The 22,086-nt window shown below is 65.1% G+C and carries 18 protein-coding genes; 7 read left to right on the top strand and 11 right to left on the bottom strand.

The annotated features are described in order from the left end of the window. Positions 1-76: 76 nt before the first annotated feature. From A3K89_RS25545 to rimP, 3 genes are all read right to left on the bottom strand, one after another. Positions 77-355, bottom strand: coding sequence for a YlxR family protein (locus tag A3K89_RS25545; RefSeq protein ID WP_240930997.1), 279 nt, complete (start codon positions 353-355; stop codon positions 77-79). A 92-nt stretch (positions 356-447) separates the two neighbouring features. Continuing rightward, positions 448-1,458, bottom strand: coding sequence for a transcription termination factor NusA (gene nusA / locus A3K89_RS18320; RefSeq protein ID WP_068428719.1), 1,011 nt, complete (start codon positions 1,456-1,458; stop codon positions 448-450). Further along, a complete protein-coding gene (rimP, locus tag A3K89_RS18315; RefSeq protein ID WP_068428716.1) occupies positions 1,455-2,030 on the bottom strand; it encodes a ribosome maturation factor RimP in 576 nt (191 codons plus the stop codon). Before rimP ends, nusA begins: the two co-directional genes overlap by 4 nt. A gap of 141 nt (positions 2,031-2,171) precedes the next feature. On the opposite strand from rimP, the gene A3K89_RS18310 reads away from it, so the two are divergent. Beyond that, positions 2,172-2,684: a hypothetical protein gene (locus A3K89_RS18310; RefSeq protein WP_206030694.1), complete on the top strand. Its 513-nt coding sequence runs from the start codon at positions 2,172-2,174 to the stop codon at positions 2,682-2,684. Further along, positions 2,681-3,121 (top strand): ferritin-like domain-containing protein, encoded by a 441-nt coding sequence (locus A3K89_RS18305; RefSeq protein ID WP_068428712.1) that lies wholly within the window; start codon positions 2,681-2,683, stop codon positions 3,119-3,121. The genes A3K89_RS18310 and A3K89_RS18305 overlap by 4 nt, the downstream gene beginning before the upstream one ends. Here the strand turns inward: A3K89_RS18305 and A3K89_RS18300 are convergent. After that, positions 3,036-4,526 carry a DHA2 family efflux MFS transporter permease subunit gene (locus A3K89_RS18300; RefSeq protein WP_068428708.1) on the bottom strand — a complete coding sequence of 497 codons (1,491 nt, stop codon included), beginning with the start codon at positions 4,524-4,526 and terminating at the stop codon, positions 3,036-3,038. The genes A3K89_RS18305 and A3K89_RS18300 overlap by 86 nt on opposite strands. Positions 4,527-4,613: 87 nt before the next feature. On the opposite strand from A3K89_RS18300, the gene A3K89_RS18295 reads away from it, so the two are divergent. After that, the gene (locus A3K89_RS18295; protein ID WP_068428705.1) at positions 4,614-5,240 is read left to right on the top strand and encodes a TetR/AcrR family transcriptional regulator; all 627 of its coding nucleotides are present in this window, start codon (positions 4,614-4,616) and stop codon (positions 5,238-5,240) included. Positions 5,241-5,524: 284 nt separating this feature from the next. Beyond that, positions 5,525-7,642: an HNH endonuclease signature motif containing protein gene (locus tag A3K89_RS26455; RefSeq protein WP_068428702.1), complete on the top strand. Its 2,118-nt coding sequence runs from the start codon at positions 5,525-5,527 to the stop codon at positions 7,640-7,642. Between the two features lie 54 nt (positions 7,643-7,696). Here A3K89_RS26455 and A3K89_RS26450 read toward each other — a convergent pair whose 3' ends face one another. Further along, entirely contained in the window at positions 7,697-9,541 is a 1,845-nt protein-coding gene (locus tag A3K89_RS26450) for an acyl-CoA dehydrogenase family protein (RefSeq protein ID WP_254303569.1), read from the bottom strand. Positions 9,542-9,607: 66 nt separating this feature from the next. Beyond that, a complete protein-coding gene (locus A3K89_RS18275) occupies positions 9,608-11,359 on the bottom strand; it encodes a proline--tRNA ligase (RefSeq protein ID WP_068428697.1) in 1,752 nt (583 codons plus the stop codon). Between the two features lie 79 nt (positions 11,360-11,438). On the opposite strand from A3K89_RS18275, the gene yaaA reads away from it, so the two are divergent. Both yaaA and A3K89_RS18265 read left to right on the top strand, forming a co-directional pair. Beyond that, positions 11,439-12,182, top strand: a complete 744-nt coding sequence (gene yaaA / locus A3K89_RS18270) for a peroxide stress protein YaaA (protein ID WP_068429175.1) — start codon at positions 11,439-11,441, stop codon at positions 12,180-12,182. Beyond that, the gene (locus A3K89_RS18265; protein ID WP_068428694.1) at positions 12,179-13,402 is read left to right on the top strand and encodes a DUF2786 domain-containing protein; all 1,224 of its coding nucleotides are present in this window, start codon (positions 12,179-12,181) and stop codon (positions 13,400-13,402) included. Before yaaA ends, A3K89_RS18265 begins: the two co-directional genes overlap by 4 nt. Before the next feature lie 76 nt (positions 13,403-13,478). On the opposite strand, the gene A3K89_RS18260 is transcribed toward A3K89_RS18265, so the two are convergent. Continuing rightward, entirely contained in the window at positions 13,479-14,381 is a 903-nt protein-coding gene (locus tag A3K89_RS18260) for a type IV toxin-antitoxin system AbiEi family antitoxin domain-containing protein (RefSeq protein ID WP_068428691.1), read from the bottom strand. A gap of 189 nt (positions 14,382-14,570) precedes the next feature. Between A3K89_RS18260 and mgtE the strand changes: the two genes are divergently transcribed. Then, complete coding sequence (mgtE, locus tag A3K89_RS18255; protein WP_068429174.1) at positions 14,571-15,917, top strand: magnesium transporter; 1,347 nt, start codon at positions 14,571-14,573, stop codon at positions 15,915-15,917. 3 nt (positions 15,918-15,920) lie between these two features. On the opposite strand, the gene A3K89_RS18250 is transcribed toward mgtE, so the two are convergent. Genes A3K89_RS18250 through A3K89_RS18235 form a run of 4 tightly spaced genes read right to left on the bottom strand, consistent with a single transcriptional unit; the run spans position 15,921 to position 22,061 of the window. Beyond that, positions 15,921-17,423, bottom strand: a complete 1,503-nt coding sequence (locus A3K89_RS18250) for an MFS transporter (RefSeq protein ID WP_068428688.1) — start codon at positions 17,421-17,423, stop codon at positions 15,921-15,923. Positions 17,424-17,434: 11 nt separating this feature from the next. After that, complete coding sequence (gene cobA, locus A3K89_RS18245) at positions 17,435-18,667, bottom strand: uroporphyrinogen-III C-methyltransferase (protein WP_068428685.1); 1,233 nt, start codon at positions 18,665-18,667, stop codon at positions 17,435-17,437. A 31-nt stretch (positions 18,668-18,698) separates the two neighbouring features. Continuing rightward, positions 18,699-20,381, bottom strand: a complete 1,683-nt coding sequence (locus tag A3K89_RS18240) for an ABC-F family ATP-binding cassette domain-containing protein (protein WP_068428682.1) — start codon at positions 20,379-20,381, stop codon at positions 18,699-18,701. A gap of 15 nt (positions 20,382-20,396) precedes the next feature. After that, positions 20,397-22,061 (bottom strand): DUF7800 domain-containing protein, encoded by a 1,665-nt coding sequence (locus tag A3K89_RS18235; RefSeq protein WP_068428679.1) that lies wholly within the window; start codon positions 22,059-22,061, stop codon positions 20,397-20,399. Positions 22,062-22,086: the final 25 nt, after the last annotated feature.

Genomic DNA, 22,086 nt, shown 5'->3' with positions numbered 1-22,086 from the left:
TGCCTGTTCTTCTCGACGGGTGAAGCTCTGTCGCTGGTAAAGACTGCCGCCTCGATGCGTGTGCGAGGCCGAGACCTCACAGGTTTCTGCTTTCGATGAAAGCAACAACCTCCGACGTGTCGACTGTTCCCGACACGCGTAACGCTCTACCGAAAGCTCGGCGCCGTTCTGCGTTCTCCAAACAAACCGCTACGGGATGCAGCCATGCACCACGTCCGGGAAGCCGGTGACGAAGGTCGGGTACTACGACGGATTCCGAAGAATGCCGATCTCGAACCACGACCCTCAGCAGATCGGAGGCCGGAGCTCGCTCCCTGCATCCGACACAAGTGCGCACCGGCCGACTGTCATGCATCGAACCGGTGCTCTCGTGACCTCGGGCAGTGAGATCGTTCCGAACCATCGACCAGTCTAGCGCTGTCTTGCCCCGATCTCCGCATTCCACCCTTATGCGCTGGTCGACTCGGGTGCCGCGGCCGCGTCGCTGCGGATGTCGATACGCCAACCGGTCAGACGAGCAGCGAGTCGGGCGTTCTGACCCTCCTTGCCGATCGCGAGCGACAGCTGGTATTCCGGCACGACGACGCGAGCGGCGCGGGCAGCCGCGTCGACGACGGTGACCGACACCACCTTGGACGGCGACAGCGCGTTACCGACGAAGGTGGCGGGATCGTCGTCGAAGTCGATGATGTCGATCTTCTCGCCGGCGAGCTCGCTCATCACGTTCCGCACACGCTGACCCATCGGGCCGATGCACGCGCCCTTGGCGTTGAGGCCCGACACGGTCGAGTGGACGGCGATCTTGGATCGGTGACCGGACTCACGTGCCACCGCGACGATTTCCACCGAGCCGTCGGCAATCTCGGGAACTTCGAGCGCGAAGAGCTTGCGTACCAGGTTCGGGTGCGTACGCGACAGCGTGATCTGCGGTCCGCGCTGTCCGCGTGTGACGCCGACGACATAGCACTTGATGCGTTCGCCGTGCTCGTACGTCTCGCCCGGGACCTGCTCCGCGGGCGGCAACAGGCCGTCCGCGCCGTTGGCGTCGCTGCCGATCCGCACGATCACGGTGCCCTTGGCGTTTGCTCGCGTGTCACGCTGGATGACGCCACCGACGATCTCGCCCTCGTGCGTCGCGTACTCGCCGAACGACTTCTCGTGTTCGGCGTCGCGGAGCCGCTGGAGAATGACCTGACGCGCGGTGGTCGCCGCGATCCGGCCGAAGCCCTCGGGAGTGTCGTCCCATTCGGAGATCGTGTTGCCGTCGGCGTCGATTTCTTTCGCCATCACACGCACCGAGCCGGACTTGCGGTCGACGTCGATCCACGCGTGCGGCTGATGCCCCTCGGTGTGGCGGTATGCAGTCAGCAAGGCGGTCTGGATGGTCGAGATGACCATGTCGATCGAGATTCCCTTGTCCGCCTCGATGGCGCGGAGCGCTGCAATGTCGATATTCACTTGTCGAACCCTTCTTCCGGTGTGTCCACGTTCACGATCTCGTCGGCGTCGGCCGGCCTGGGACGACTGCCGAACACCCCGCCCGCCAATTCCATCTCGTCTTCCTTGGGCGGCGAAAATTCCACCTGCACAACGGCTTTCGAGATATCCGACAATGCGACGACCCGAGTCGCCAGTACGCCCTTGGTCCGCGTCACCAACGTGATCGATCCGCCGTCCAGAGCACCGACTCGGCCGTCGAACTTCTCGTCCGCCACCTCGACGCGGACCTTGCGGCCGCGGGCGCGTCGCCAGTGACGCTCCTCGGTGAGCGGGCGATCGATCCCCGGCGTCGTCACCTCGAGCGTGTACGGCGCTTCACCGAAATCGGAGACGCCGTCGAACAATTCCGAGATCTCGTGACTGAGAGCAGGAAGCGCGTCGAGGCCCGTACCTTCTTCACGGTCCACCATGATGCGCACGGCGCTGTGCTTGCCCGCCGAGACGACCGTCACGTCCTCGAGGTCGAAACCTCGGTCGTGGACCAGATCGGACAGGAGCGCGACGACCCTCTCCTTCGACGGAACAGGCATCTCTCGCGAACTCCTCGTTCAGTTGTGGTCGCGTTCGACACAGGGGTCGAACGTCTCGGGGATCGAACGTACAGCCTAGCGCCATTTCGAGGTGTTCGTGACCAGGTGCGGGTTCGCCGGATCCGAAGGACACCTGGCACGATGTCGAACGTGCCGACGTCCGCGATTTCTCCCACACTCAGTCGTCGAACCGCGTTGCGGTTGACCGGCGGTGTCGTTCTCTCCACCGTCGGGCTGGCGGCGACCGCAGGATGTTCGTCCGGCGCCGAGACCGCAGCCACCGTCGACACACTGACTCAGCACCTGAATCTCGCACGCCGCGACGCGGCGGCCGCGGGTGCCGCAATCGCGACGCTGCCCGATCTCGCAGGCCCGCTCGGGGTCGTGCAGTCCGAACGAGAAGCCCATGCGTCGGCGATTTCCGCGGAGATCGACCGCGTCGCGGGGACCGACCCGAACGAGACCACGACCGCGAGTCCGACGACCACCCAGGCACCAACTCCCCCACCGACACGGGACGAGTTGAAGAGCCTGCTGAGCGAATCCCAGCGTGCCGCAGCCGGTTCCGCGCGCGAAGAGTCCGGCTACCGCGCAGGCCTTCTCGGATCCGTCAGCGCGGCATGCGCCGTCGAGGTGTCGGTGGTGCTCGCATGAACGAGCTCGGAGAAGAACAGCAGGCTCTCGTCGACGCGCTGAACGCCGAGTACGCGGCAGTATTCGCCTACGGCGTCGTCGGCGCCTTCTCGAATCCGACGCGTGCGGACCTCGTCGCGACGAACGCCGCGGCGCATCGAGCCCGGCGCGACGCGACGATCGATGCATTGAAAGCTGCGAGCGTGACTGCGCCGCTTCCCAGTCCGGCCTACTCGATTCCGTTTGCCGTGACCGACCCAGTCTCAGCAGCACAACTCGCAGCCCAAGCCGAGGTCGACACGTCGATCGCGTGGCGGTCGGTGATCGAACGCAGCAATTCCGGTCCCACACGGGAGACCGGAATCGCTGCACTCACGGAAGCGGCACTGCGACTGGCGAATTGGCGCGAGATCCTGGGAGTGTCTCCGTCGTCGGTTCCGTTCCCCGGTCAGCCCTGACCGACTCGGCACCGGTTCTTCCCGGCATGAACAGCGCGGCGACGATTCCGAGCGCGACCGCTCCGGCTCCGACGAGAAGCGCGGGAGCGAGCGCGTCGGTGTAGCCGGTGGGCGTCAATGTGCCGCCTGCCCCGAGGAACACGGCGGTCAGTACCGCGATGCCGAGCGCGACGCCGATTTCGCGAATCGTCGAGTTGGTGCTGCTCGCAGTGGCATGGTCGACCTCGGCCATGTCGGCCAGGACGGCGGTGGCCGAGGGTGCGAAGGTCAACCCCATACCGATGCCTGCCATCGCCAGCGCGGGCACCATGCTCACGTAGGACGTTCCCGGCTCGAGAATCGCGGCCATCCACACCAGAGATCCGGCTTGGAGCGTCAGGCCCGCGACGAGCAACGCTCGCAGACCGAGCCTCGGCGCGAGGAGCCCGGCCAGCGGCGCGACGACCATCGGCGCCGCTGTCCACGGCAGCGTCCGCAGACCAGCCTGGAACGGGCTGTAGCCCATGACGATCTGCAGATACTGCGACAGCAGGAACACCGCACCGAACATGCCGAGGGTGAACGTCACTCCGATGACGTTCGCGAGCGAGAAGCTGCGCGAGCGGAACAGACGCAACGGCACCACAGGGGACGATGCGCGTCGTTGCCTCGCCACGAAGACGATCATCGCGACGGCGGATCCGGCGAACGTCAGAAGCACCGAGGTCGAGGCCCATCCGTCGTCGTTTCCGTGCACGACAGCCCAGACGAGCAGGAACACGCTCGCCCCGGCCGACAGAACTCCGGTGTAGTCGAGCGGCTGCCTGCGCCCGAGCGATTCCTTCAACGCGACGAGAGCGAGCGGAACCGCGATCAGGGCGACGGGGACGTTGATCCAGAAAATGCCTTCCCATGCGACGCCGTCGACAACGGCACCACCGACGACGGGACCGAGCGCGACACCGAGCCCGGAGACGCCACCCCAGATTCCGATGGCGAGCGGACGCTTGGCCGCGGGCACGACCGACGCGAGCAGCGTGAGCGACAACGGCATGATCGCTGCCGCGCCCGCACCCTGGACCGCACGAGCCGCGATCAGCATCGCCGGCGTCGTGGCGAGGGCCGACGCGATCGACGCGAGCGTGAAGACGGCGATTCCGCCGAGGAAGACGCGTCGTCGACCCCACCTGTCTCCGAGTGTCGCCGCGACGAGCATCAACGTCGCGAAGCTCAGGGTGTACGCGTTCATGAACCACTGCAGTTCCCCGACGGATGCGGAGAGGTCGGCCTGAATCACCGGAAGTGCACTGGTCATCACCAGATTGTCGAGTGTTGCCATGAACATCGGGAGCGACGCGGCAACGATTCCGACCCAGATCGGAATGGTGCGCTCGCTCGGTGGAACTGGCGGGGATGTCGTGGTCATCGGAGTCACCTTCGCTGTCACCGGAGTTGTAAGCATCTAATGATTACTTGTGCAATGACGCTAGTAATCGACTGATAATCTGTCAACATGGCAACGCCGACGAAGACCACACGCATGGATGCATCGGACCGACGTGAGCTCGTGCTCGACGCCGCGATGCGCGCGTTCGCGAGAGGCGGGTTCGCCGGCACCAGCACCGATGCCGTCGCCAAGGAAGCAGGTGTGTCGCAGCCCTACGTGGTACGCATGTTCGGCACCAAGGGCGAACTGTTCCGCCTGGTGTTCCAACGCGCAATCGACGGCATCATGGCCGCGTTCGAGAAAGTCCTGGGCGGCGACGAGCCGTACCCCGACGACGACGTGTGGGCAGCACTCGGGGCCGCCTACACCCAACTCGTCGCAGACCGCGATCTGCTGCTCGTGATGATGCACGGCTTCACCGCCGGCAGCATCCCGGACATCGGAGCTCAGGGCCGCGCCGGGATGGGCGCAATCTTCACCCAGATTCGCGAGGGCACCGGATGCACACCCGACGAGGCACGGGACTTCATCGCCCACGGCATGTTGCTCAACTGTCTGCTCGCAATGCAAGCACCCGAACACACCGACGACCAGGCACTGAGCGAACTCGCGTCATGCTCCTTCGGGCCGACCCTGGAACAGCTTCGGAGCGTTGTGCGAGTGGATGATTCGGGCCCGCAGGCTGCGCACTGACCCTCGTTGAGCCGCGGCAAATCAGCGGTTCACTACAAAGTAGTTCACGAAGTTGTGAGTCACAGTTGTCCCATATCCCCTGAGACAGCGCTCGCTTGCCGAGCCCGCCCCACTCACAGGACGAGCACGATGGACGCTGCTCGCCGATTCGCGGTTCTTGTCGGTGGCATGTGATAGTGCCCGCTGCATCGAGATCCGCTGTGACGCAGCCCTTTTCCTTGACTTTCTTTCACTCGGTGGTACTATCGAACATAAGTTCGAATCGAGTCGGGGGGCTTGAATCCATGCCATTCACTGAGCGCAGCGCGTTCGCGAAATACGTCGGACCGCAGAAGAAACCGGTCATCGACCGCGACCTGTTGGGTGAGCTGTCGGAGGTCGCGGTCCTGGAAAACCAGGCGTGCGCACGGAAAGTCGCTCTGGCGGCGCAGGTGTGGGATTCGTGCATCCATCAAACCATTCAGGTCGGGGATTTGATCACCGATGCCGGTAACTATGCGGCCTCCGAAACCGCGAAGATTTTGGGCTGCTCGAAAACCGTCGCAGGCACCTTCGCCGAGATCGGCATGGATTTACGGCTACGACTGCCCGCGATCAAAACAGCATTCGAATTAGGCGAACTCGACCTCGCCCGCGTCCGCGCGATCTACCGCGTCACCTCCCCGCTGTCTTTGGATGCCGCCACCCGGATCGAAGCCGAAGTGCTACACGCCGCCAGAAGGCTCTCGCCCGGACCATTGGCCACCGAAATCGCCGCCATCATCCAGCGCACCGCACCCGACGAAGTCGCCGAGGTGCGGGAAGACCTGAAAAAGCTCACCGGAGTGCGCTACCGCGACAAAGACCTGATCGCCACCATCGAAGCAACCCTCGACGCCGCCGACGCCGCCGCCTGCTGGCAATCGATCACCGAAATGGCCGCCACCGTATGCCCGCGCGACCCTCGTACCCGCAGCCAACGCCTCGCCGCCGCCTACACCGCGTGCATGCGACGCGAAACCTATCTCGCCTGCACCTGCGAAGTCGACGAAGACCACCCCTGCACCGCCAACCGTGTGCTGCCGGATCGGCGGGTGCCGTTGACGTCGATCACCATCGACCTCGCCACCCTCGCCGCATTGAACGATCTACCCGCCTACCTCGCCGGACACGGGTTGATCGACGCCGCCTACGCCCGCGAACTCGCCGCCAACAGCGACTGGCAGATCGTCATCACCGAAGCCCGCAACATCGCCGACGAACTCCACATCACCCTCGACAACAACACCGACAACCACGACACGGCCGAGAATGCGCAGCAGGACGACCTGCAGAGCGAGAACACGGAAAACCAGAGCGCAGCGAACCAAAGCGCGGAGAACCAGAGCGCGGAGAATCAAGGCGCGGCCGACGACACAGGGTCCGGGAACGCACGCGAGGACGAGAACACAGGCACCGATAGCGACGCGACCGACGGCCAGGTCGAAGAAGACGGCAGCGAGGCGGCCGAAGGAATTGTCGGTCACGAAAGCGCCGAGATGGAGGGTGATCCCGGGGACGCCGCGGCCGAATCAGAGAATTACCCTGCAGCTACCGGACGCCCAACATCTGTCGATCATCTGACGTTCCACCCTCTCGGACGCGGGCGACGCCGACGCGGACTACGCCTGCCGAAACCGGCTGCAGGCGCCACTCGCGCACAGACCGTCCCCGCCGGCACCGGCCCCTACCGCGGCTCCTACACACTCATCGCTGCCCTCGAGAAAGCAATCGCCGCCAACCCCGCTGTCGCGCAGGCGCTCTACCCCGACGGCCACGGCGGATTCATCGAACCACCCGCCGGAGCACTGCAGTACAAGCCCCGCACACAGCTCGCCGACCTGGTCCGCCACCGCGACCGCACCTGCCGATTCCCCGGCTGCGACGTCCCCGCAGCCAGCTGCGAACTCGACCACATCATCCCCTACCTCCACCACGACCCCGCCCACGGCGGCTGGACGATTCTGACCAACCTGCACTGCCTGTGCCGCTACCACCACTCCCTCAAAACCATGGGCGCCTGGCACACCACCATGCTCGCCGGAGCCATCGAACACTGGACATCGAACTCCGACAGCACCGCCGTCACCCTCCCCGGAAGCAGCGTCGGCGCAACCGATCTCACCGGCCACACACTCACACCACACATACCCCGCAAACGCCGACCCACATGCGAAAAGACATCACACGAACCGGAATCGACAGCCCCACCGCCCGACGAGCCCGACAAAACCAGCGAGCCCGACAAGACCAACGCGACAGAAAAGACCAGCCAGGCCGAGAAGGCCAGCGAGACCACCAACCACGATCAACCCACCGACCCCTGGAACGTCGACATCACCGGAAAAGAAAGGGTAGACGCCGATGACCCAGCACCGTTCTAGGATCAAGGTAGCCGCAGTTTGTACGTTTTCCCGGGTCGAGAGTCGTCGATAACCTCAGGCTTTCATCTCGTAGGCACCGTCGTAGGCAACGACTTCGTTCCACACCGCGTCGAAACGTGCTTTGTCGGCGAAGGGTTTGCGGATCGCACCGAGCGCCCAACGTTGCTGAGCCTCCGTCGACGACGGCTTTCCGTGCAGCGCGACGGCATAGCCGGAGAAGTCGCGAACCTGGAAGTCGAAGATCTGATCCAGCAAGGGCGTCGAAATACGTTCCGCCAGTTCGAGAACGAGATGCCCGTACACGATCAGCGAGAACAAGTGACCGACATTCAGCAGGAAGTCGAGATCCGTCTGCTGGTTCTCGTCGGGTGCCGCCTCGGCCAGGAACTGCTCGAACGCCAGGGCTTGTTCGTGGAAGCGGGCGACATTCGGCACATGAGAGTGCTTCTCGTACACGGGTTTCCAGTCGTGAAATCGCACCTTGCTCGCGCCACGGGCCGGACCTTGCGCGAAGAAGAAGGTGTCGTCGGAGGCGTCGTCGCGCACACCGACTTCCGGGTACTCGGTGGGCGCGAACATGTAGGACGGCATGAACTTGAGCATCAGCGCGACGTTGACGTGCACTGTCCCCTCGAGTTTCGGAAGCGTGCCGATCAACTGCGCCGCCTCCCGGAAGTACGTGTCCTTCTCGTAGCCCTTGGCGGCGACGACGTCGTGCAGCAACCGCACGACCGTCTCGCCTTCGGACGTGACCTTGGCTTTCGTCATCGGATTGAACAGCAGATAGCGACGGTCGTCCAGCGTCGCAGACCGGAAGTAGTCGACCGCGCGTGCACTGAACAGTTTCATCGCCGCCAGCCGCGCGTAAGAGTCGACGAAACTCGCTCGCACGTGCGCAAACTCGGTGACGCGGTTGCCGTAGAGAATTCGATTGTGCGCATGTGTGATCGCTTCGTAGAAGGCATGCTCGGTGATGCCGATCGATCCGGTGCACAGATTGAACTTGCCGACGTTGACAGTGTTCAGCGCCGCGGAGAACGCGTCGGCCCCAGTGTGGAGGATGTCCTCCTCACGCACCGGGTAGTTCTCGAGCGCGAACGTGCTGACGTACATCTGACCGTGAACCACGTTGCCGCGCAACACGAAATTCGGGTGGGACGAGTCTGCGACGAAGAAGACATAGGCATCTGGGCCGGCAGGAGCGGAGCCTGCGGAGTGACCGGAGTCGGCAGGAGCGGAGCCTGCGGAGTGACCGGATTCGGCAGGAGCGGAGCCCGCGGAGTGACCGGATTGGGCAGGAGCGGAGCCTGCGGACTGACCAGAAGACACGGTGTCGGTGCGCCGACCGAAGACCGAGACCATGCCTGCGACGTTGCCGTTACCGATGTAGTACTTCTCCCCCGACGCCATGAAACCGTCGTCCGTGGGCGTGAGGAGCATGTCGGTGGAGTAGACGTCGGCGCCGTGCGCGCGCTCGGACAGGCCGAACGCCATGACGCCACCTGCGTCCAACTGCTCGGCGGCACGACGCTTGGCCGCGTCGTTGTCGCTCATCCAGATCGGCCCGAGGCCGAGAACGGTGACCTGCCAGGCGTACCAGTAGGACAGCCCGTAGAACCCGAGGATCTCGCTCAACTGAGCGTTGCGAAACGCATCCCAGCGTTTGTTCGGGTCCCCGTTCGCATACGCCTGCGGGGTGCAGAACGTCGCGAAGATTTTCTCCTCGGCGACGAAATCGAGGAAGTCGGCCGTCCAGACCGCATTGAGGTCGTCGTCGAGCAACCTGGCTTTGCCTCGGTTCTCGAACCAGTCGATCACGGCACGGAGTTGCCGCGCCGTCTCGTCGTCGAACTGTGCACCGTCGAATGTCGTCGGATCGAACAGCGAGAAACCGGCCACGGCGAATCACCTCTCACACTCGGTTACCCCCGAAGCTATCAAGGGGTAACCGAGCCCGAGTGGAAATCAGGCGGTAGGGCGAACTGCCTTCACGATCTCGGCGACGGCGGCATCCCTGTCGACCTCTCGGCTCTCACCGGAGAACCGATCGCGGATCTCGACCTTGCCATCGGCCCATCCGCGACCGACCACGACCACGAGCGGCATGCCGAGCAGCTCGGAATCCTTGAACTTCACGCCAGGCGATGCCTTGCGGTCGTCGAACAGGACCTCCAGGCCCTGCACGTCGAGCGCCGACGCGATGGACTCTGCGCCTTCGCGGGCGGCGTCGTCCTTGTTGGCGATGACGAGGTGCACGTCGTACGGCGAGATCTCGGCAGGCCAGCGCAGGCCCTTGTCGTCGTGCATCTGCTCGGCGACGACCGCGACCAGCCGGGACACGCCGACACCGTACGAACCCTGGACGAGTCGGACCGGCTTGCCGGTCTCGCCGAGAACGTCGACGGAGAACGCGTCGGTGTACTTGTAGCCGAGTTGGAAGATGTGGCCGATCTCGATTCCGCGCGCCGAGACCAGCGTGCCCTGGCCGTCGGGCGACGGGTCGCCGTCTCGCACCTCGGCTGCCTCGATGGTGCCGTCGGGTGTGAAATCACGGCCGGCGACGAGGTTCACGACGTGCTTGCCCCCGATGTCGGCGCCGGTGATCCACGACGTGCCGTCGACGACCCGGGGATCGACGAGGTAGCGAACACCGTTCGCCTGCAGTGCACGCGGACCGATGTAGCCCTTGACCAGGAACGGATTGGCCGCGAAGTCCGCGTCGGTGAGCAGTTCGAACTCCGCGGGTTCGAGCGCTGCCTCGAGCCGCTTCTCGTCGACCTCGCGGTCGCCGGGCAGGCCGATCGCGAGAAGTTCCCACTCCCCTTCCGCGTTCCGTACCTTCAGCAGAATGTTCTTGAGGGTGTCTGCGCCGGTGATCGTGCGGCCGAGGTCGGCCGAGTTGGCCCAGTCGACGAGCGTCGCGATGGTCGGTGTGTCGCCCGTCTCGTGGTCCACCGCGGCGGGCTGACCCTCGATGGGCAGCGGGTCCGGCGCAGGCGTCGTGACGGCTTCGACGTTGGCCGCATAGCCCGATTCGACGCAACGCACGTAGGTGTCCTCGCCGATCTCGCTCTCGGCCAGGAACTCTTCCGACGCGCTTCCGCCCATGGCTCCCGACGTCGCCGCCACGATGACGTACTTGACACCGAGACGTTCGAAGATGCGCTGATACGCCTCGCGATGTGCGTTGTACGACGCCTTCAGACCGTCCTCGTCGAGATCGAACGAGTACGAGTCCTTCATCACGAACTCGCGGCCGCGCAGGATGCCTGCACGCGGACGCTCTTCGTCGCGGTACTTGGTCTGAATCTGGTACAGCGTGACCGGCAAGTCCTTGTACGAGTTGTACTCACCCTTGACCGTCAGCGCGAACAGCTCCTCGTGCGTCGGACCGAGCAGCATGTCGTTGCCCTTGCGGTCCTGCAGTCGGAACAGTGCGTCGCCGTATTCGGTCCAGCGGTTCGTCGCTTCGTAGGGCTCACGCGGTAGCAGTGCGGGCAGCGAGATCTCCTGCGCGCCGATCGCATTCATCTCTTCCCGAACGACCTTCTCGATCTGCCGCAACACCTTGAGCCCCAACGGCAACCAGGAGTAGACGCCGGGCGCGATGCGCCGGACGTATCCGGCGCGAACCAACAGCTTGTGGCTGTCGACTTCGGCGTCCGCGGGGTCGTCGCGGAGAGTGCGGAGAAACAGCTGAGAGAGGCGGGTGATCACGGGGTACGAGAATAGTCGGTGGCCCGGCGCTGACCGGCAGCCGCCCACCTCTTGCCGGCGGTGGGTAACGTTGATGCCCGTGATCGTTCTGCTGCCCCCGTCCGAAACGAAGTCCGACGGTGGCGAGGACTCCCCGCTGGACTTGACCCGCCTGTCGCTGCCCGAGCTCAACCCACTTCGGCAGAAGCTGGCCGACGCGCTCGTCGAACTCGCCGACGATGTCCCCGGCTCGCGCGCGGCACTCGGTCTCGGGCCGACGCAGGACGACGAGATCGAACGCAATGCGTCGTTGTTCACGTCACCGACAGCCCCGGCGCTGAGCCGCTACACCGGTGTTCTCTACGACGCGCTCGACGCGAAATCGTTCACGAAGGCCGGTCGCGCCCGTGCGGCCGCCCGGTTGTGGATCGGCTCGGCGCTGTTCGGTGTCGTCCGCGCGTACGACCCGATCCCGACGTACCGTCTGTCCGGTGGTTCGAAGATCCCCGGGTTCGGAACACTGCGTTCGCATTGGAAGCCGGAGCTGACCGACGCTGTGGTCTCCGCGGCCGACGGCGTCGTCGTCGATCTGCGATCCGGTACGTATCAACAGCTCGGACCGATACCCGGTGCGATCACAGCGACCGTGCTGACCGAGAAGCCCGACGGATCCCGGTCGGTCGTCAGCCATTTCAACAAGCATCACAAGGGACTGCTGGCTCGCGCGTTGACGCTGACGACAGCCGAACCCAAGGACGTGAAGGGACTCGCCAGAGTCGCGTCGAAGGCAGGGCTGCGCGTCGAGGTCGCGTCGTCGACCGAACTGATCGTGGTTACCGAATGAATCCCGTGCCGAAGCTGCTCAGGGCGGGCGCCGACGCGTCGTTCGGGCGCGACAAGGACTTACGCGTCGTCGACGACATCACGGACCGTCTGATCGGGCTGGAAGACTTCGATGCGATGGCGCTGGGGTCGCTCGCGTTGACCAACATGATCCAGACGATGTACGAGGCCGGGTGGCAGCCGTTCGATCTGCTGCACATCGTGCGACGCCAACAGACCGTCGCCGTGTCGTCGCTCGCGGCTGCGGTGATTCTCCATCAGTCGGATCTGACGAACGCGAACGACCGCGCGCCCGAGTTCTGGGTCGACCAGTTGTCGGAGATCTGCGCGCTGTATCCGAAGGCTGCGTCGCGCGTGGAGGCGTCGCCCAGTTTTCTTGCAGCGCTGCTTCGTTCGAGCGGCAAGTCCGACTACATCGCGGCGAGCGATCAGTGGATCGCGGTGCTCGCGCTGCTCGGCCAGTGGCAGACCCTGCCGCGGTGGCCGCAGATCGGCCCGCTGCCATCGCAGTGGCCGAGGAAGCGGGCAACCCCACGCGTCACGGCAACGGCCGGTGCGGATTCTCCGAACTCGAAGGTACTGGGCCGTATTCGTGGCCTGCTCGCCAAGGCCGACGCCACCGACTTCGACGAGGAAGCCGAGATCCTGACGGCCAAGGCGCAGGAATTGATGACCCGGTACTCGATCGACTCGCTTCTTCTGAGCGAAGGAAACGTCGACGTCGACAGCCGCCGCGTCCACGTCGACAATCCGCACGCGCCGGCGAAAGCTCAACTGCTGCACGTGGTCGGCGAGGTCAACCGGGTGAAGTCGATCTGGGATCCCGAGTTCGCCGTAGCGACGCTCGTCGGGTCACCGATCGACGTCGAGCAGACCGTCGTGTTGTTCACCTCGCTCCTCATCCAGGCGACACGCGCATTGTCGCACTCTCCGAAAGCCAAGCGGCGCAAGGGTTCCGCGTCGGCCGCGTTCGGCAAGGCGTTCCTGTTCGCGTATGCGGTGCGGATCGGTGAACGCCTCGCCGACGCCGACGCGCACGCCCTGGACGAAGCATCGGGAGACTCCCGCGACCTCCTTCCCATGCTCGCCGCCAAGACCGTCGCCGTCGAAGAGGCATTCGACCGACTCTTCCCGAGGGTGAAGGCGATGCGCGGACCGAGGCTCGACGCGGAGGGCTGGGAATCGGGTCAGGCAGCGGCGGACAAGGCGGAGTTGCGGTAGCTGGGATCGGGTTTGCCGACGAAATAATCACCTGCCGACGGGGTCTCGTGCGTAGATGAACAATCGGTCGGCATACTCATCGCCGCCGCTCGGCCCGTCGACACGCACGCTCGAACTTGTCGCGAACACGAGCGAAAGACCACAGATCGCGCCATCCCCACCGGATGACTTCCAACCCGTGATCGCGCAAGTCGTCCTCCCTCCACTTCTCCTTCACGACATCCTCGTGATCGTCGTACTTACTTTCGCCGTCGAATTCACCGACGACCCGCCATCGCTTCCAATAGAAGTCGACCCGGGCGAGAAACCGCCCCTTGACCCTGAGCACCTGTTGAAGAACGGGTTTCGGCATGCCGAGCTCCATCATTCTGAGTCGGCTGAGGGTTTCACCTGGGCTCTCGCTGCCGATGTCCATAGCGGCGAAGGCCCGCCGAGCGGCACCGATTCCGTTCGACCGCGCCGATGCCTCGATGGCCCGACGCAACTGGTCCATGGACACTTTCTTCGATCTCAGAGCCGAATCTCCGATCACCGCAGCGTGATCCAAATCGACTATCCGAGCACAATCACTCACCGTCCGATCGAGAGTGGTCAGCCGGATTCCGTCCGACACCGTGACCGATTCGTTCGACAAGGCTCCCGTGTGTACATGAAGGCCCGACGTAGTGCGGCCACTACCGCCGGGAATCGTCAGATGTACCCGCGTCAGATCGGTGTCCCACATGTCGAGACCGTGCAGAACTGCCGCCGACAGGTGACTCGCGACGGCGTCAGCCGTGTTCACCCGCAGCGTCGCGATGGTTCGGAGCCGGTGTTTCTGTCGCGGATTCAACGAGTCGAACAGCTCCGGTCGCACGTAGATCCCAGGGACCATTCGTATCAGTTCGCCGCGCGCACACAGGCGTTGCAGTTCGGTGTCGGTGTATCCGGCCTCCAATGCCGAAGCGCGGGTGATCAAACCGTACGAGTCGGGGCGCATCACGGAAGTACAGCACGGCGACGGTGTGACAAATCCGCCTACAAGGTTCGTCTGTGGATGAAGCCATCCTGTGGATGGTGGCGCGCCACGAATGTGCCGACCGAATATTCATCTGCCGACGCAGTCCGGTGCGCAGCTGGTGAACACGTGCGCGAACACGCGTCGACCCCGCCGGGCACAATGGGTTCAGTGCAGAACACTTTCGATGACACGATCGCCCGGGCGACCGAGCTGCTGCAGCGCAAGGATCTGGCTGCGATGTCGGAGCTCGTCGCCGACTTGTCCCCGGCCGATGCGGCTCGGGTCCTCGAACGCGCGGATTCGGCGGAAAGAGCTGTGCTGTACCGACTTCTGCCGAAGGACCAGGCCCTCGACGTGTTCGAGCAGTTCGACGCCTCACTGCGCGGCGAACTGCTCGGCGCTCTGCGCGACGACGACGTCATCACGCTGTTCGAGGAACTCGACCCGGACGATCGCGTCGAACTCGTCGACGAACTGCCGTCGAACGTCGCACACCGGTTGATGCAGGGATTGTCGGCGACCGAACGTGACCTGACGGCACCGATGCTCGGCTACGCGAAGGGTTCGGTCGGCCGACGAATGAGCCCGGAGTACATCCGCGTGCACCCGTCGACCACGGCTGCACAGGCGCTGCACCAGGTTCGAACCACCGGCGCCGATGCCGAGTCGGTCTACATGCTGCCCGTCACCGACGACCGTCGACGCCTCGTCGGTGTCGCCACTCTGGCCGACGTCGCCACCGCGGCACCGGACACGACGATCGGCGATCTCGCGAGTGCGGGACCCGTCGTCACCGCCGAGATCTCCGCCGAGGACGCCGCACGCATGTGTCTCGGCAATCGCAGCCCGGCGGTGGTCGTCGTCGATTCCGAGCACCGCCTGATCGGGATCGTGACGATCGAACAGGCGTCGCGGATTCTCGAGGAGGCCGAGGACGAGGATGCCGCGAGGGCAGGCGGTACCGAGCCTCTCCGACGGCCCTATCTGTCGACGCCCGTCCTGTCGATCGTGCGCTCCCGAGTCGTGTGGCTGCTCGTGCTGGCATTGTCCGCGATACTGACGGTTCAGGTTCTCGAGATCTTCGAGCATGCGCTCGCTGCCGTCGTCACCCTGGCTCTGTTCATTCCGTTGCTGACCGGCACGGGCGGCAACACCGGGTCACAGGCCGCGACGACGGTGACGCGTGCACTTGCGGTCGGCGACGTCCGACCCCGTGACATCGCGGCGGTGTTGTTCCGCGAAGTGCGCGTGGGCGCGACGATGGGCGCGATGCTGGGCTCGCTGGGATTCGTGATCGCCGGGCTCGTCTACGACTTCCATCTCGGCCTCGTCATCGGCTCGACACTCCTGGCCATCTGCACGCTCGCCGCGACGGTCGGCGGGGCGATGCCGCTGATCGCGAAGAAGATCGGCGTCGATCCCGCCGTGTTCTCGACGCCGTTCATCTCGACGTTCTGCGATGCTTCGGGGCTGATCGTGTATTTCGCGATCGCGAAGCTCGTGCTCGGAGTGTGACCGTCAGCCCTTCTGCGCATCCTCCTGCGCGGCCTGCGCCTGCGCGACCTGCTGTGGGCTGAATCGGATGAAGTACGCCGCGATGCCCGCGACGACGGCCGCGATCGCGCAGCAGAACAACGCGAACATGTAGCCGGAACTGAGCGCGTCGAGCTGCGCTGCGTTCATCAGGTTCGCAGGTCCGGTCGTGCCGCCGAGAGACAAGGTCCGCGACGTCACCAGTGCGCCGATGACGGCCAGGGCGACAGGGCCGCCCAACGTCTGCGCGACGAGTGCGATCGCCGTCAGCGGTCCGATCTCGGTCGGCTGGACACCGGCGATGGCACACAGCGGAAGCGGAATGGACGCCATACCGACGCCGAACCCGATGCCGATGACCGGGAAGAAGATGCCGGGGAAGTACGACGAATCGCCGTCCATCGTCAGCACCGAGAACAGCAGCCAGCCGACCATGATCGCTGCACCGGCCATGACGAGAAAGCGGGGCTGGATTCGGACGGCGAGCTGCGAGGTGATGAACGCAGCGGCACCGAGTCCGAACGCGAACGGAACGAACGCAAGACCGGCCGCCAGCGGGCTGTAGCCCAGCACGTCCTGCACGAACAACGCGACGAACGCCGCAAGCGAGAACATGACGCCACCCGCGAAGAAGATGGCAACGAACGTCGCGACGCGGTCTTTGCTGGAGAAGAGCGAGAACGGTAGCAGCGGATTGTCGGCACGGCGCTCGACGACGAGGAACAGCCCGAGCAGCACGACACCCGCGACGAACGAGCCGATCACCAGCGGACTGGTCCAGCCGAGTTCGGTGCCCTCGCTCAGCGCCAACACCACTCCGGTACATCCGAGCGTGCCGAGTATCGCTCCCGGGAAATCCAAGGCCAGCCGCATTCCGCTGGTCTCGCGAAGCGACACCACCGCGAGGATGACGATGACGATGCCGATCGGGACGTTGATCAGGAAGATCCATCGCCACGACACCTGAGTCAGCGCACCGCCGATGATGAGCCCGGCGATCGATCCGACACCCGTCATCGCCGCGTAGATCGCCACGGCCTGATTGCGGACCGGGCCCGGCGCGAACGTGGTCGCAACGAGGGCGAACGCCGTCGGCGACGCGACCGCCGCACCGACGCCCTGCAGTGCGCGAGCGGCAACCAGTGTCGCCTCGTTGACCGCGAGCCCGCACAGCAACGATGCCACCGTGAACAGCACGACGCCGCCGAGGAACATCTTCTTTCGGCCGTACGCATCACCGAGCCGCCCACCGAGCAGCATCAGCCCGCCGAACGCGAGTGCGTAGGACGTCAGAACCCAGTTTCGGCCGGCGTCACTCAGCCCGAGGTCGGCCTGCAACGGGGCCAGGGCCAGGTTCGCGACGGTTCCGTCGAGAACCACCATCAGCTGGAGACCACTCAGCACGATGATCGCCAGGCCGAAAGCCCTGGTGGTCACCGGATAGACGATCTGCGTGGAGGCCGCTGCGGGCTGCGAGTGGTCGGGCACGAGAGTTCACGTTACCGAGAGTCCGCCGAAAAACCAGCAACGGTCCCGACGACGACGATCGCCGGAGGCCTGATGCCCTCGGCCTTGACCTTCTCGGCGACGGTCGCCAGATCGGCGCGCACTTCGCGCTGCGTTCGCATCGTTCCCTCCTGAACCACGAGCACCGGCGTCGACGCGGGCCTGCCGCCGTCGATCAGAACCGTCGCGAACTTCTCGATGCGTTCGACGGCCATCAGCAGGACGATCGTGCCCTTCAGCTTCGCCAGGGCATTCCAGTCGACGAGCGAGTCCGGGTGATCGGGCGCGACGTGACCGCTGACGACGACGAACTCGTGCGTCACACCGCGGTGGGTCACCGGAACCCCGGCAGCCGACGGAACGGAGATCGCGCTCGTGATTCCCGGTACGACCGTGACCGGTACGCCTTCGGCCGCCAGCGCCTCCAACTCTTCGTAGCCGCGCCCGAACACGTACGGGTCGCCGCCCTTGAGCCGGACGACGAACTTGCCCGCCTTCGCATGGTCGATCAACGCCTGGTTGATGGCCTCCTGCGCCATCGCGCGGCCGTACGGAATCTTGGACGCATCGATGACCTCGACGTGTGGTCCGAGCTCGGCGATCAGTTCCGGCGGCGCGAGACGGTCGGTGACGACGACATCCGCGTACGCGAGTAGTTTGCGTCCGCGAACCGTGATGAGATCCGGATCGCCCGGACCACCGCCGACGAGTGCCACGCCGGTGTGCGGCGTGTCCGTCGAGTCGGCGATCAGCCCGGAGTGCATGGCTTCGACGACGGCGTTGCGCACCGCCGCGGATCGGCGGTGGTCACCGCCGGCCAGAAGACCGAGGGTGAGCCCGTCGTACTCGGCCGATGCCGGGGTGACGGCTGTGCCGTCCCGCGCGATGTCGGCGCGAACGCAGAAGATTCTCGACCGCTCTGCTTCTGCGACGATCGCCGCGTTGGTGCCGGCCTCGTCGGTGCATGCGATCGCATACCAGGCGCCGTCCAGATCGCCGTCGGCGTACTCGCGCAGTTCCATCGTGATCTGCCCGAACGACGCCATCGCCTCCACCGCTGGCGTCGCCGCGCGTGTGATCACGTGGACCCGAGCACCCGAGCTGATCAACAGCGGCAGCCGTCGCTGCGCCACGGTGCCACCACCGACGACGACGACGCGTCGACCCGACAGATTCAAGCCGACGAGATAGGGAGAGTCGGTCGCATCACCTTCGTTTTCGATCACGGAAGGCAACTTACCGCCCTCGTGTTACGCGCTACCGTGCGCGTGTAACACGCTTCTCGTCCCATACCGGCTCGTCGGATTCGTAGACCTGGCCGTCGGATCCGAAGACCAGGAATCGGTCGAAACTCTTCGCGAACCAGCGGTCGTGCGTGACGGTGATCACGGTTCCCTCGAACGCGGCGATGGCGTCCTGCAGCGAGTCCGCCGACAGCAGATCGAGGTTGTCGGTCGGCTCGTCGAGCAGAAGCATGCTGGCGCCCGACAGTTCGAGGAGGAGAATCTGCACCCGCGCCTGCTGTCCGCCCGACAGGTTGTCGTACACCTGCTCGGACGCCGACGCCAGTCCGTATCGATCGAGTGCGCGACTGGCTGCCTCGCGTCCCATTCCGTCGCGGTGCTCGTTACCCATGTGCAGGATGTCGAGCAGCGTCTTACCTGCGAGGTCGGGTCGTGTGTGCGTCTGTGCGAACAATCCCGGCCGAACCCTCGCACCGAGAACAGCGGTACCCGTGTGCGGCACCGGGGTGAGTGCGAGTTCCTGGACGGGCAGGTGTTCGCGTTCCGGGTCGGTCCCACCGCCGGCGAGCAATCGGAGAAAGTGCGACTTGCCCGAACCGTTCGAGCCGAGCACCGCAACGCGATCGCCGAACCAGATCTCGGTGTCGAACGGCTTCATCAGCCCGGTCATCTCGAGGTCGGTGCACACGAGCGCGCGCTTCGCGGTGCGGCCGCCGTGCAGACGGACGGTCACCTTCTGTTTCAGCGGCACGGCCTCCGGTGGGCCTGCCTCCTCGAATCGGGCGAGACGCGTCTGCGCCGCGTGATACCGCGCGGCGACGCCGTCGTTGAACTTGGCCTTCTCACGCAGGCGCAACACGAGCGCACGAAGTTTGACGCGCTCCTCGTCCCATCGACGTCGTAGTTCGTCCAGTCGGGCGTTCCGGTCCTCGCGCGCCCGGTAGTACGTGTCGAACCCGCCGCCGTGCACCCACGACGACGCCCCTGCCGCTCCCGGCTCCAGTGTGACGATGCGCGTCGCGGCGTTCGCGATCAGCTCACGGTCGTGACTGATGAACAGAACCGACTTGGGCGATTCGCGAATCGTCTTCTCCAGCCAGCGTTTTCCCGGTACGTCGAGGTAGTTGTCCGGCTCGTCGAGGAGCAGAAGTTGGTCGGGTCCGCCGAACAACGCTTCGAGCACCAGCCGTTTCTGCTCGCCGCCGCTGAGTGTCGCTGCGGTGCGCCATTTCGCTCGATCGAACGGCATGCCGAGGGCTGCCATCGTGACCTCGTCCCAGAACGGTTCGATGTCGTAGCCGCCGACATCGCCCCAATCCGACAGCGCCGAAGCATATTTCAGCTGCGTCTTCTCGTCGTCGGCCTCGATCATCGCGTTCTCGGCGGCATCGAGTGCCTCTGCAGCGTGACGAACAGCAGGCGCCGCCACCGACAGCAGCAAGTCCCGCACCGTCGAATCGTCACGGACCTGCCCGACGAATTGACGCATCACACCGAGCGAACCCGACCGCGTCACCGATCCGTCGTCGGGTTCGATGTCTCCGGCGACGATGCGCGTCAACGTCGTCTTGCCGGTTCCGTTCGGCCCGATCAGGGCGGTTTTCGCACCGTCGCCGACGCGGAATCCGACGCCGCCGAGCAGTTGCCGCCCGTCGGGAAGGAAGTAGTCGATGTCGGTCAGTTCGAGATGAGCCACATCGGCCAATCTATGTCAGACGGTCAACTTCTTTTCCGCAGTCTGTTCGAGCGTCTGCCTGCCGACGACGTCGACGTGCGCGTGTTCGACTCTCACCGAGGCAGTTTCGCCGTCGGTGGTGAGCAACATGACGCCGTTGTCGAACCATGGCCCGGCTTCGGCCTCCCAGGCCACGTCGACGGGTGGAACTTTCGCGGATCGCGCGAGGCGGCCGAGCAAGCGCGCGACAGGCTTTCGGATGGCCAGCCGGTTCACCGCGCGAATCGGCAGATCCAGCGGATTGCGGAACGGCGACATCGTCAGCTGATAGGTCACCGGGACGTTCTCACCGCCGACCCCGAAATCGGCGCGCGCCACGTACGAGCAGTGCACGTCGCCCGAGAGCCACAGGATGGAGGCGGGTGGATCGTCCGTTCGACTCAATTCCCGCGTCAGCGTTGACATGTCGACGAACGATTTTCCGAACGCCGCCCAGTGCTCCAGATCCAGCGCGATCCGAAGCTTCTCACCGACCCAGGACATCCGGCGACCCCAACTGCCCTGTGCCACCGCCTCGTTCCACTGTTCCAGGTGATGCAACGCGGGCAACATCAAGAACGGAAGCGACGATCCGAACAGCACGTGACGCGACGGGCTCTCCAGCGCCCGCTCACGCACCCAGGCCCACTCGGCGGCGTCGACCATGCGCCGATCGTCCGGGTCGAGACTCCGCGAACACCGTGAGTCGATCATGATCAACCTCGTCGTGCCGAAGTCGCGATAGAAGCTCCATCGGCCGGTCTCCGGATGCTCGTCGACGCGCAGCGCGAAGTCCGCGAGCAACTTCTCCCGCTCGGCGTCCGAGGTCGCGGAACGAACCTTCTCGTAGAGCTCGTCGCGCGACAACTCGTCGGGCGACAGGTTGCCGAGGTGCTGATAGACCCAGTACGACGAGAACGCGCCCACGACCCGGTCGTGCCACCACGGCCTCGTCTCGATGTCCGCCCGCCACGACGCCGACGAGTTCCAGTCGTCGCGGAGGTCGTGGTCGTCGAGGATCATGCACGACGGCACGCTCGCGAGCAGCGTTCGGACAGGTTCGACACCCCACGACTCGTGGTAAAGCCACGAGTACTCCTCGAAATCGCAGATCTCGTTCTCGGCTTCGGTACCGCGGGCTCCGGCCGGGCCGTCGCCTGCGGCGCGTCGGGCGTGCAGGCGCTCGAGAATCTCCGGTGACGGATCGTCCGCGTAGACCTGGTCGCCCAGGAACAGCAACGCCTGCGGCCACTCGCTCGGGTCCTGGGTGCGCATACGGTTGCCGAGACCGGCGAGCGCGTCGGCGCCGATACGCTGCAGCGATTCGTCGCCGTAGTTGTCCCCGCGTCGGCACGAGCCGAGGGCGAAGGTCACCGGACCCTCGGGGTCGCACGTGTGGATCGCGGCGGTATCGGAGACCGGCCACACCTGGGTGCCGTCGAACAGCACCTCGTAGGTGATCGTGGTGTTCGCGGGCAGGTCGGTGAGCGCGACGAGTGCATAGTGATGGCCGTGCACGCCCCAGGTGGGCACCTCCACGTGTTGCCCCACCGACGTCCGCACCTCGACGGCACCAGGGGTGTCGAATTCGAACCAGAAGGTCGCGTCGTCGGCACCGACGTAGCGAACCAGCGGGCCGAGAACGAGGGGCGAGGATTTCATCTTTCACACAGTGCACCGACGCGGC

The organism is Rhodococcoides kyotonense, from assembly GCF_001645385.1.
Classification (GTDB): Bacteria; Actinomycetota; Actinomycetes; order Mycobacteriales; family Mycobacteriaceae; genus Rhodococcoides; species Rhodococcoides kyotonensis_B.
The sequence above is the reverse complement of the archived record's forward strand: the minus strand, read 5'-3'. Positions and strand labels throughout refer to the sequence as shown.

What these genes read in the sequence shown, in the direction of transcription:
- A3K89_RS18300 (WP_068428708.1), bottom strand. Translation starts at nt 4,526, where the DNA reads ATGACCACGACATCCCCGCCAGTTCCACCGAGCGAGCGCACCATTCCG.
- A3K89_RS25545 (WP_240930997.1), bottom strand. Translation starts at nt 355, where the DNA reads ATGCATGACAGTCGGCCGGTGCGCACTTGTGTCGGATGCAGGGAGCGA.
- A3K89_RS18260 (WP_068428691.1), bottom strand. Translation starts at nt 14,381, where the DNA reads ATGCGCCCCGACTCGTACGGTTTGATCACCCGCGCTTCGGCATTGGAG.
- A3K89_RS26455 (WP_068428702.1), top strand. Translation starts at nt 5,525, where the DNA reads ATGCCATTCACTGAGCGCAGCGCGTTCGCGAAATACGTCGGACCGCAG.
- rimP (WP_068428716.1), bottom strand. Translation starts at nt 2,030, where the DNA reads ATGCCTGTTCCGTCGAAGGAGAGGGTCGTCGCGCTCCTGTCCGATCTG.
- A3K89_RS18305 (WP_068428712.1), top strand. Translation starts at nt 2,681, where the DNA reads ATGAACGAGCTCGGAGAAGAACAGCAGGCTCTCGTCGACGCGCTGAAC.
- A3K89_RS18265 (WP_068428694.1), top strand. Translation starts at nt 12,179, where the DNA reads ATGAATCCCGTGCCGAAGCTGCTCAGGGCGGGCGCCGACGCGTCGTTC.
- A3K89_RS18310 (WP_206030694.1), top strand. Translation starts at nt 2,172, where the DNA reads ATGTCGAACGTGCCGACGTCCGCGATTTCTCCCACACTCAGTCGTCGA.
- A3K89_RS18295 (WP_068428705.1), top strand. Translation starts at nt 4,614, where the DNA reads ATGGCAACGCCGACGAAGACCACACGCATGGATGCATCGGACCGACGT.
- A3K89_RS18235 (WP_068428679.1), bottom strand. Translation starts at nt 22,061, where the DNA reads ATGAAATCCTCGCCCCTCGTTCTCGGCCCGCTGGTTCGCTACGTCGGT.